Origin of the sequence: Streptomyces sp. NPDC059853 (genome assembly GCF_042731495.1) — a bacterium.
In the GTDB taxonomy this organism is placed as follows: Bacteria; Actinomycetota; Actinomycetes; order Streptomycetales; family Streptomycetaceae; genus Streptomyces.
In genome coordinates this window covers 1-9,687 of the sequence record NZ_JBHWJL010000202.1, presented here as the reverse complement: position 1 = coordinate 9,687, position 9,687 = coordinate 1, and the positions used below count along the sequence as shown (strand labels likewise).

The following is a 9,687-nucleotide window of genomic DNA, read 5'->3' as shown; positions in this document are numbered from 1 at the left end:
GTACCGCCCCGGGGTGGTGCCGAACTCCCGGGCGACGGCGTGCGAGAGCGCGTACGGGCTGCCGTAGCCGACGTGGCCGGCGACGGCGGCCAGGGTGTCGGTGGTGTCGCGGAGCCGGGTGGCGGCGAGGATCAGCCGCCACCAGGTGAGGTAGCCCATCGGGGGACGGCCGACCAGGGCGGTGAACCGGCGCGTCAGGGTGGCCCGGGAGACACCCGCCTCCCGGGCCAGGCGCTCGGTGCTCCACGGCGCGGCCGGGTCGGCGTGCAGCGCCCGCAGGGCGGCGGCCGTCACCGGGTCGCCCAGGGCGCGGGGCCACCGGTCGCCGGTGGCCTCGGTCAGCCAGGCGCGGACCAGGTAAATGAGCAGGAGATCGAGCAGGTGCGGCAGGGCGGCGCAGGAGCCGGGCCGCCGCGTGTCCAGTTCACCGGCGAGGAGGTCGATGGCGGCGCGCAGTTCCGGGTGTCCGCCCACCCGGCCGGGCAGGTGGACGACGTCCGGCAGTTCCCGCAGGAGCGGATGCAGACCGGAGCAGTCGAGCCAGTACGTGCCGCACAGCAGTTCCGTCCCGCCGTCACCGGAGCCGGGGCGGACGGGCCCGGTGGCCGGTTCCGCCGTCGCGAGCCACCGTGCGAAGGGCATCGCCGCGGTGCGCGGGCCGGCCGCCGTGCCGGTGATCACGTGGCCGGTGCCGTGCGGCAGCAGCACCGCGTCGCCCGCACCGAGTTGCACCGGGGCCCCGCCGTCGGGCAGCAGCCGGCAACCGCCGCTCAGCACCACGTAGCAGGCCGCGCCGTCGTACGGCTCGGACCGCGCGCTCCAGGCACCGGCCGCCCGCACCCGGTGGGAGGACGGGTGCCCCAGGTGGACAGCGGAGATCGCGTCGCTCACCACATCCATCGGCGCAGGATATCCACCCACCGCATCCGTGAGCCGGACGCGTATCCGGTTGAGCCGCTGACGCATGGAGTGTGTCATCCGGCGTTCCTAGGCTCGGAGCATGACAGAGGACAGCGGATGGGTGGAGAGCATGACGCTGGGCGAGGTGGAGGTGATCCGGATCGTCGAGTGGCACCGGCCGTTCGCCCCGGCCACCGGCCTCGTGCCGGGGGCCGGGGCCGGGGTGTGGCGGGAGAACGCCCACTGGCTGGCGCCCGACCACTGGGATCCGGTCAGCGGCCGGGCGGTGCTCGCGCTCCAGACCTGGGTGCTGCGCGGCGCCGGGCTGACCGTCGTGGTGGACACCGGGGCGGGGAACGGACGCGAGCGGCCGGGGATGCCCCCGTTCCACCGGTGCGCGGGCGACTTCCCCGCACTGCTGGCGCGGGCCGGGGTGCGCCCGCGCGACGTCGATGTCGTCGTCAACACGCATCTGCATGTCGATCACGTCGGCTGGAACACGGTCGAGCGGGACGGGGAGTGGGTTCCGATGTTCCCGCGCGCCCGGTATCTCCTGCCGGCCGCCGATGACGCCCACTTCGGGCCGGCCAACGGGTACGGGCGGGGGCGCGATCCGGCGGACCGGCTGGTCTACGAGGACAGCGTCGCACCGCTGCACCGGGCGGGGGTGGTGGAGCTGTGGGAGGGGAGCCACCGGATCGACGCCCGGCTCACCCTGGAGTCGGTCCCCGGCCACACCCCCGGATCGTCCGTGCTGCGGCTCGTCTCCGGGGGCGCCCGGGCGGTGTTCGTGGGCGATCTGGTGCACAGCCCGGTGCAGATCCTGCGGCCGGACGCCAACAGCGGTGCCTGCCTGGATCCGGTACGGGCGGTGGCCGGCCGCCGCCGTGTCCTGGAGCGGGCGGCCGGCACCGGGGAGTTGCTGATACCGGCGCACTTCGGCGGTCCTGGCGCCGTGGAGGTGCGCCGGGCGCCCGGCGGCGGCTTCGCTCTCGGCCCCTGGGCCGGCGGCTGGTCCGCGGTACGGGCGCCCGGCGCCGGTGCCGGTGCCGGTGCCGGTGCCGGTTAGGGCAGCAGCGGTTCGAAGTCCCAGTGCACGCGGGAGCGGGAGCGGGCCGCCACCGTGTGCGTGTGGTGGGTGCCGAGCGAGGCGATCAGCCCGTTCAGGGCCGCCTCCTCCACCTGGTCCGCCTCCTGCCGGTGGCGCAGCCCGCGCAGGTCGGAGGCGAGGGCCAGCTGGCAGGTGAGGGTGAGCGGGTGCTCGCGGCCGAGCGCGGCGACGGCCCTGCGGACGTTGTCCCGGCTCAGCTCGGCGGCCCGCTCCAGGTCGTCCTCCAGATTGCGGCCCACGGCCGCGTTCAGCGCGATGCCCAGCGTCCAGGGGTGGTCGGGGCCCAGGGCGGCCGTCATCTCCTCCAGACCGCGCTCGGTGAGCCACTGCGCCTCGCGCCGCTCCCCCACCACCCGCAGCACCAGCGCGTGGTTGGCGCTCGCGCCGATGGTGTACGGGTGCCGGTCGCCCAGCAGCCGGCGGTAGCTGTCCAGCGCCCACTCGCCGACATCGCGCGCCTGGTCGAGGTCGCCCGACTCGCGCTGCACGAAGGAGAAGTCGGTGGCGACCTGCAGATGCAGCGGCGCCTCCTCGCCCAGCACCGCCTCGGTGCGCTCCAGCAGCCGGGACAGCAGCGCCCGGGCGCCGGCCCGGTCGCCGGTGCGGTGCTGGCACAGCGCCAGGTTCAGCTCGGCGGTGAGGGTGCGCGGATTGTCCGGGCCCAGCACCAGCCGGTGCGACTCGACGCTGCGTTCCTGGAGGGACAGCGCCTCCTCGTAGCGGCCCAGCAGCCGCAGGTCCAGGGCGCAGTTCAGCTCGGAGGAGAGCGTCCAGGGGTTGCGGGAGCGCAGCACCTCGCGGCGCATCTCCAGGGTCTTGCGGTCGAGTTCGAGCGCTTCGGCGTAGCGGCCGAGCAGCCGCAGCGTGGCGGCGATGTTGTTGCGGGTGTTGAGGGTGCGCACATCCCCGTCGCCGACCAGTTCCTGGTACAGCTCCAGGGCGCGCCGGTCCTGGAGCAGCGCCTCCTCGTAACGGCCCAGGCCCCGCAGATCGGCGGCGAGTCCGCCGTGCGCGCGCACCACCACCAGGTCCTTGGGGCCGCGGACGGCGCCCAGCTTGTCGATGATCTCCCGGTTCATCCGCTCGGTGCGGGTGTACGCGCCGACCGCGCGCAGCAGCGTGGTGTGCTGCGAGGCCAGCTCCCACAGCAGCGGGTCGTCCTCGCCGTACACCTCGCGCCAGGCGGCGTCCGTGGCCTCGGCGAGCTGGATGCCGGCGCGGTACTCGCCGGAGCGGTACAGGTAGGTGAGGGAGTTGAAGACGAGCCGGCGGGTCTCGGGGTGGGTGCTGCGCAGCGCGCCCGACGCCTCCAGGTGCGGGACGAGTTCGGCGTACCGCGACCACAGCCGGGTGTCGTCGGGGCGGCGCGGGTCGGCGGCGGCCAGGGCGCGGCGCACCACCCGGGAGAAGGTGTCGCTGTCGGCCTCGGACATGCCGGCGCGCACCGCCTGGTGGACCATGCGGTGCAGATGGACGGTCTCGGTGTCGGGCACCGGTCCGTCCTGGCCGTGCCGGCCGCCGCCCTCGCTGTCGCCGGGGTCGTCGGGGCGGATGACGGAGTACTGCACCAGCTTGCTGAGGGCGGCGTTCCACAGCAGCGGGTTGTCGATGAGGTGGGCGAGGCGTTCGGGCAGATCGCGGGCGGGGACGTCGCGCAGCAGCCGCAGCGGTACCGGCCCCGGCGCGAACCAGGCGCACAGCCGCAGCAGGTCCACGGCGGCGGGCTCGGTCTCGCGCAGCCGGTTCAGCACTATCGAGAACGCCGTCAGATACGTCATCGGGAAGGCCGTCGAGACGCGCAGGCCCATCTCGATGTCGGCGCCGGAGCGCAGCAGGTCGATGTACTCGGTGACCGGCATCGGCGAGTCGGAGAGGGCACCGGCGGTCTGGTCGAGGGCGAGCGGCAGGTCTTCCAGGGCCTCGGCGAGCGCGTCGGCCTCGGTGGCGGTGAGCCGGCGGGCGCGGCGGCGGACGAAGGCGATGGATTCCTCGCGGTCGTAGACCGGGACCTCCCACAGGACGGTGTTGTGCTCGCCCCACCCGTGGTTCTGGGAGGTGATGAGCACATGCCCGGTGCCGGTGGGCACCAGGTCGGCGATCGCGCCCGGGTCGTCCGCGCCGTCCAGCACCAGCAGCCAGCGCGCGTACGGGTCGCCGCGGCGCAGCGCGTCCCGGACGGCGCGCAGCCGTTCGCCGTACTCGATGCCGGTGGTGAGGCCGAGCGCCGGGGCGAGTTCGGCCAGGCGCTGGCGGAGGGTGCCGCGGGCGTCGGCCGGGACCCACCACACGACGTCGTAGGCGGAGCCGAAGCGGTGCACGTACTCGGCGGCGACCTGGGTCTTGCCGACGCCCGACATGCCGAGCAGGGTGACCACGGCGGTGCCGGGGTCGGCCTCGGACAGCCGCTGGTAGACGGTCTGGAGGGTGGACTCGCGGCCGGTGAAGCGGATGTTGCGGCGCGGGACGCCGCCCCACACGCGTGGCTGGTCGTAGGGGAAGCGGGCGCCGGAGCGCAGGCCGATGGTGGTGGAGGAGTCGGCCTCCTGGTGATCCAGGCCGAGCAGGCGGAGGAGGCGGCGGTGCGCCTCGCGGGCGCCGACACCCCACAGTTCGGCGGCGCCGCCGAACGCCGCGACGGCGGGCGGCAGTGCGGCGGAGGTGACGGAGACGGCGGCGAATCTGCGCTGGTTGGGGGCCACCACGGCGCGCAGTGCCTGGTTCCACTCGTCGGTGGAGCGCGGCCCCATCTGGAAGTACCAGTCGCTGAGGATCACCAGCACCCGGCCGTCGGTGAGGAGCAGGTCGCTGAGGGCTTCCACCAGCGGGATCTCGGTGGGCGGGTCCCAGCGCTGGAGGGCGACGTCGCAGCCGTGCTGCTCCAGCCGGTCGGCGATCCAGGTGGCCCAGGGCCGGTTGAACCCGGCGAAGCTGATGGTGATCTTCTGCCGCTCGGCGGGTGTGGTCCTGCGCAGTCCGGCCATCCGACAGTTCCCCTTCGTTGTGGAACGGACCCCCGTACCGCGCCTTCTCCCCTGGCGGCCCGTCAGATGCTTGTGGTGTTCAGGCTAACCGCTACGGCCTGTCAGGGCGGGTGATGGCGGTGCCACAGCGAGCGTGCCGTGTCGACGTAGGCGGCGGCCCGCACCCGGTGTTCGGGGGGCGGCGGGTGGTCGGCGAGCCGGGAGTGACGGGCCGTCATGGCCTTGACGAAGGCGCGCCCGGCGTCGGTGAGGGGGCGTGCGCCGCGCAGGGCGGGGAGGACGGCGCCGACCTGGGCGGCGCACCGGGCGTGGGCGGCCCAGGCGTCGTCCCGGGCGAGGGGGTCCGCCAGGGTGAGGGCGAGGCGCTGCCAGAGGGCGGCGAGGGCGAGGTGCGCGTAGGCGCCGTGCAGCAGGCCGTCGAAGGGGCGCGGGTCGGGGCGCCAGGGAGCCCAGTGGCGGGGGGTGGTGTCGGCGGTGTGCAGGGGGAGCAGATCGTGCAGGGCGGCGAGTTTGGCGTGCTGGAGTTCGTGGACGAGTCCGGCGGCGAAGAGTTCGGGGCTGGGCGGGGTGCTGGCGAGGACCGCGCCGAACGCCCCGTCACGGGTGTGGCTGGTGTGGCGCCCGGTGGCGGTGGGGCCGGGGAGCGGGACGACGCAGTCCAGCAGGGCCAGTTCGGCGGCCCGGGCGGCGCCGCCCAGCCGCAGCAGGGGCAGCGCCCGGCGCCACAGGGCACGCCAGTGGGCGCGCTGGTGCGGGGGCCCGGCGGGGGTGGCGGCGCCGGGGGTGGCGCGGCAGGGGTCGAGGTCGTCCAGCAGGACGGGGCGCGGGCCGCCGGCCAGGGTGGGCAGCGGGGACCAGCGCGGATCACGGGAGAACCAGTGGCCTGCCGCGCTGCGGTGCAGTTCGGCGGCGGGCCCGCCGGCCGGGCGGATGACGAGCCGGTCGCCGCTGCCGTGCAGTTCGGCCGCGCGGGCCGGCCCGGTGTGGCGCAGCAGCCCCAGGGTGGGCAGCGCGATGCCGTCCCGGTGCGGGGTGACGCGGGTGCGGAAGCCGAGCCCGGCGCGGGCGGCGGCCGCGGCGGCGACCGGGCCGAGGTGGCCGATGTCGCGGTGGACGGGGGCGCCCCGGTCGAGCTGGCGGACGCAGGTCTCGGCCCACGGTCCGGTGAGCGGATAGAACATCACCCGGCGCGCCTGCCCGGGCGCCGCCCGGTCGGCGGCCTCCAGCAGCGCCCCGTGCTCACGGGCGGCGGCCCGCTGCGGGGGCGGCAGCCCACCGGAGTCCAGTGCGTCGAGCAGCACCCGGAACAGCAGCAGCCGCCGGGTGTGCGCCCCGTCGGCGAGTACGCCGAGCGCACCGGCCCCGGCCTCGGTGCTGCCCAGCTCCCACACCTCCGCCTCGGAGAGCACCGCACCCGCCACACTCACCACCCCACCCGCCGGGCCGCGGGCCGTCCCGGGGCGGGCCGGGCGCGGGGCGCGCGCGGGACGGGCCGGGGCGCGCGGTGGCCGGCCGGTGGGAACGGCCGGGGTGCGGCGTGCCGGCCGGGGGCGCCGGGGGTGGCGGACGGGGTCGGCCCGCTCAAGCGGGCACCGCCGCGGCGGCGAGCCGGTGGGCGATGTGGTGCAGGAGGCGTCGCAGATCGGCGCAGTACACCGAGGGGTTGCGGAAGCCCTCGCCCGCCCGGTAGCGGTGGGCGTAGTTGCCGCCGCCGCAGACCTCGGCCAGGGGGCAGGCCAGGCAGGTGTCGCTGAGCGCGGCGCGGCCCGCCTGGCGGGCGGCGATGCCGGGGTGGGACAGGGCGGCGTCCAGCGGGTGGCGGTGGATGTCCAGGCCGGTGGCGGCGGCGCCCTCGTAGGCGGTCTTGAGCGCGTCCAGCTGCTCGATGGCACCGTCGGTCTCGATCACCACCGCGCTGACCGGGCGCAGTCCCAGCGCCTCGGTGGCGGCCGGGGCCCCGAGCAGCAGGGCGATCGCCTCCTGGAACAGCCGGATCCGGGTCCGGCGCCGCCCGGCGTCCCACCACAGGTCGAACACGGTGGCCAGCCAGTCGCCGTACGGGGCTGCCGCGTCGTCCGCCGGGCGGCCGGGCGGCGGCTCCGTCCAGGTGCCGTGCGGCAGCAGGAAGTTGACGGCGGGCGGGTCGAGGGCGAGCAGCGAGCCGTAGACCCGCTCCGGGTCGGTGGCCGGGTCGACGACGCACAGCACGCCGCCGTACAGGTGCCGGTACGGGCCGGCCAGCAGGGCGGCGGCACGGCGGATGCCGGGCCAGGCGGGGCGCCCGGCGTGGTCCGTGCGCCGCGCGTTGTGCTCGGCGAGCCCGCCGTCCAGGGACAGGCCGACCCGGATCCCGGCGGGCGCCAGTTCCCGCAGCCGCTCCCCGGTCAGCAGCGTGCCGTTGGTCTGCACCCCGGCGCGTACCGTGCAGCCGTCCGGCACCAGCTCCCGCACCCGGGCCACGAACCCGGCCAGCGTGGCGGTCCCGGCCAGCAGCGGCTCGCCGCCGTGCAGCACCACGGAGATCTCCGGCAGCCGGTGCGCCGCGGCGTGCTCGGCGATGCGTGACGCCGCCCGCTCCAGCACCCGGGGCGAGGCGGTCACCGGCTGCCGCCGCCAGCCGCCGTCGGCCGCGAAGTACATGTAGCAGTAGCGGCACGCCAGGTTGCACCGGCTGTGGATCTTCACCACGAACTGGTCGAAGGGCACCGGACGTACCGTGTCGGCGGCGAATCCGGTCAGCGGCCACGGCTCGAACCCGTCCGGTTCCCGGCCCACCGGGGCCGAAATCCGCTGGTTCACGCGCTCCCTCCGGACTCGTCGCCGGGCGCGAACTCGTCGAAGGTCCACAAGGTCACCGCCGGCCGGCCGCTCACCCGGGCCCGCAGCTCGTCCAGTACCTCGCTGAGCACCGGATGGTCGAGGGCGCGCAGGTCGGACAGGCCGAGCGTGAGCAGATCGGGGAGTTCGGGCAGCCCGGTGGCACCGGCTGTCTTGTCGGAGCACATCGTCGTCCCACCACTTCTGTGCGGTCATCCGCCCGGTCGACCCACGTCGGTCCCCCTCGTCGACCGGCCCATCCCAGATGCCCGCGCTCACGTCCAGGGAAACGTCAGCTCCGCGAGCGCCCGGGCGCTGTGCTCCCCCGCCTCCTGCCCGTTCGGCAGCCGCCGCCACTGCTCCAGGGCGGCCCGGAACGCGTCCTGCGCGGCGCGCGGCCGGCCCGCCGCCCGGTACACCGTGCCGCGCTGGTGCTGCGCGGTGGCCGCCAGCCGGATCGGCGCGGCCGCCCGTTCCGGGGCGGCGCCCGGCTCGGCCCGCAACGCCTCGGCCGCCGCCCGCCGGTACGCCTCCGCCGCCTGCTCGGGGCGCTCCGGGCTGCCGCTGTGCCCGTAGATGTGCCGGTGCGCCTCGCCCAGTTCGTACCAGCCCCAGGCCCGGGTCATCGCCTCCTGCGCGCCGTGCGCCGCGAGCGAGAACAGATGCTCGGCCTCGCGCAGGTCCACCAGGTCCACCGACGCCCGGTAGCGGGCCATCAGGGCCCGGCCCAGCATCAGCAGCCGCTTGGGGAGCCGCGGATCACCGGCCGGGGTCTCCATCCGGCAGTCCCGCAGCACCCGGATGGCCTGCCCGGTGTACGCGCCGCCCTCCGGCAGGGCCGACCGCTCCAGCAGCACCTGGCCCCACTCGGCGATCAGATCGCTGTAGTCCGGCCGGTCGCGCGGCACCGCTCTGGCCGCCTCCGCGAACCAGTGCGCCGCCTGCTCCAGATCGCCCGCCCCGCCCTGCGCCCGGTAGCGGCGCACGCTCAGCCGCCCGGCGCGTACCAGGGCCGCCGCCCGCTGCCGCCGGTCGTCCGTCAGCTGCCGGGCGAGCGTGATGTGCTTGTCGGCCTCCTGCCAGCGGCTCGCGGTCAGCAGCAGCGCGTCGACCAGCTGGAGTTCGGTCCGCACCCGGGCGGGCACCGGCGCCGACTCGGCACGCTGGGCCGCCCCGCCGCGCTCCAGCGACCGCGCCGCCTGCTCGGCGTACACGGCGGCGGCCTCCGTGCGCTCCTCGTCGGCCGCCGCCCCGGCCAGCCGCAGCAGCACCCGGCCGTGCGCCAGGGCGAGCCCGCTGGGCTCGGCCTCGTCCGGCGGCCAGGCGTCCGCGATCGCCTCCAGCATGCCCACGCACTCCTGGAGCAGCCCCGCGTCGTGCCCCAGCCGCCACTGCTCCTCCAGCACCCGCACCCGTTCCAGCGCGATGCCCAGTGCCTCGGCGGGCGGCAGCCCCGGGGTCGCGCACACGGCGGCGAACTCCCGGTCGGCGCTGCGCCACAGCTCCAGCGCGGCCCGCTCGTCCCCGGCCTCGCGGCGCTCCCCCGCGGCGGCGTGCAGCACCCGGGCCAGCACCGTGCGGGCGGGCAGCGAATCCAGGTGGGAGGCGGCGGTGCGGGCGGCGCGCAGCGCGCGTTCCAGCAGGTCGGCCTCGCCCTGCTGGCGCCACAGCCGCAGCAGCTGGGTGGCGAGTTCGGCGTAGAGGGCGGGGTCGGTGGAGCGGCCGTCCAGCCACTGCTGGTCGGTGGCCCGCTCCAGCTGCCACACCGCGTCCAGCAGGTGCTGGAGGGCGCCGTCGTCCTCGAACCGCCGGGTCAGGTCCCGGGAGCGGCGCAGCGCGTCGGAGACCGCCGGGGGTGTCTCCGGGGCCGGGGTGCCC

6 protein-coding genes and 1 pseudogene are annotated in these 9,687 nt (G+C 76.3%); 1 reads left to right on the top strand and 6 read right to left on the bottom strand.

All coding sequences use genetic code 11. From position 1 onward, the window contains the following. A partial coding sequence (locus tag ACFV5N_RS19610; protein WP_385601314.1) for an AraC family transcriptional regulator occupies positions 1–900 on the bottom strand: 900 nt, incomplete at its 3' end. Positions 901–1,000: 100 nt separating this feature from the next. On the opposite strand from ACFV5N_RS19610, the gene ACFV5N_RS19605 reads away from it, so the two are divergent. Beyond that, positions 1,001–1,969, top strand: a complete 969-nt coding sequence (locus ACFV5N_RS19605; RefSeq protein ID WP_385601311.1) for an MBL fold metallo-hydrolase — start codon at positions 1,001–1,003, stop codon at positions 1,967–1,969. Here ACFV5N_RS19605 and fxsT read toward each other — a convergent pair. From fxsT to ACFV5N_RS19580, 5 genes and pseudogenes are all read right to left on the bottom strand, one after another. Further along, positions 1,966–4,992, bottom strand: coding sequence for an FxSxx-COOH system tetratricopeptide repeat protein (gene fxsT, locus ACFV5N_RS19600; protein ID WP_385601309.1), 3,027 nt, complete (start codon positions 4,990–4,992; stop codon positions 1,966–1,968). The genes ACFV5N_RS19605 and fxsT overlap by 4 nt on opposite strands. 101 nt (positions 4,993–5,093) lie before the next feature. Continuing rightward, positions 5,094–6,419 carry an aKG-HExxH-type peptide beta-hydroxylase gene (locus tag ACFV5N_RS19595; protein ID WP_385601306.1) on the bottom strand — a complete coding sequence of 442 codons (1,326 nt, stop codon included), beginning with the start codon at positions 6,417–6,419 and terminating at the stop codon, positions 5,094–5,096. A 154-nt stretch (positions 6,420–6,573) separates the two neighbouring features. Beyond that, complete coding sequence (locus tag ACFV5N_RS19590; protein WP_385601303.1) at positions 6,574–7,791, bottom strand: FxsB family cyclophane-forming radical SAM/SPASM peptide maturase; 1,218 nt, start codon at positions 7,789–7,791, stop codon at positions 6,574–6,576. Beyond that, positions 7,788–7,997 (bottom strand): FxSxx-COOH cyclophane-containing RiPP peptide, encoded by a 210-nt coding sequence (fxsA, locus tag ACFV5N_RS19585; protein ID WP_385601300.1) that lies wholly within the window; start codon positions 7,995–7,997, stop codon positions 7,788–7,790. Before fxsA ends, ACFV5N_RS19590 begins: the two co-directional genes overlap by 4 nt. Positions 7,998–8,084: 87 nt before the next feature. Beyond that, positions 8,085–9,687, bottom strand: a pseudogene (locus ACFV5N_RS19580) (hypothetical protein); the annotation flags it as partial.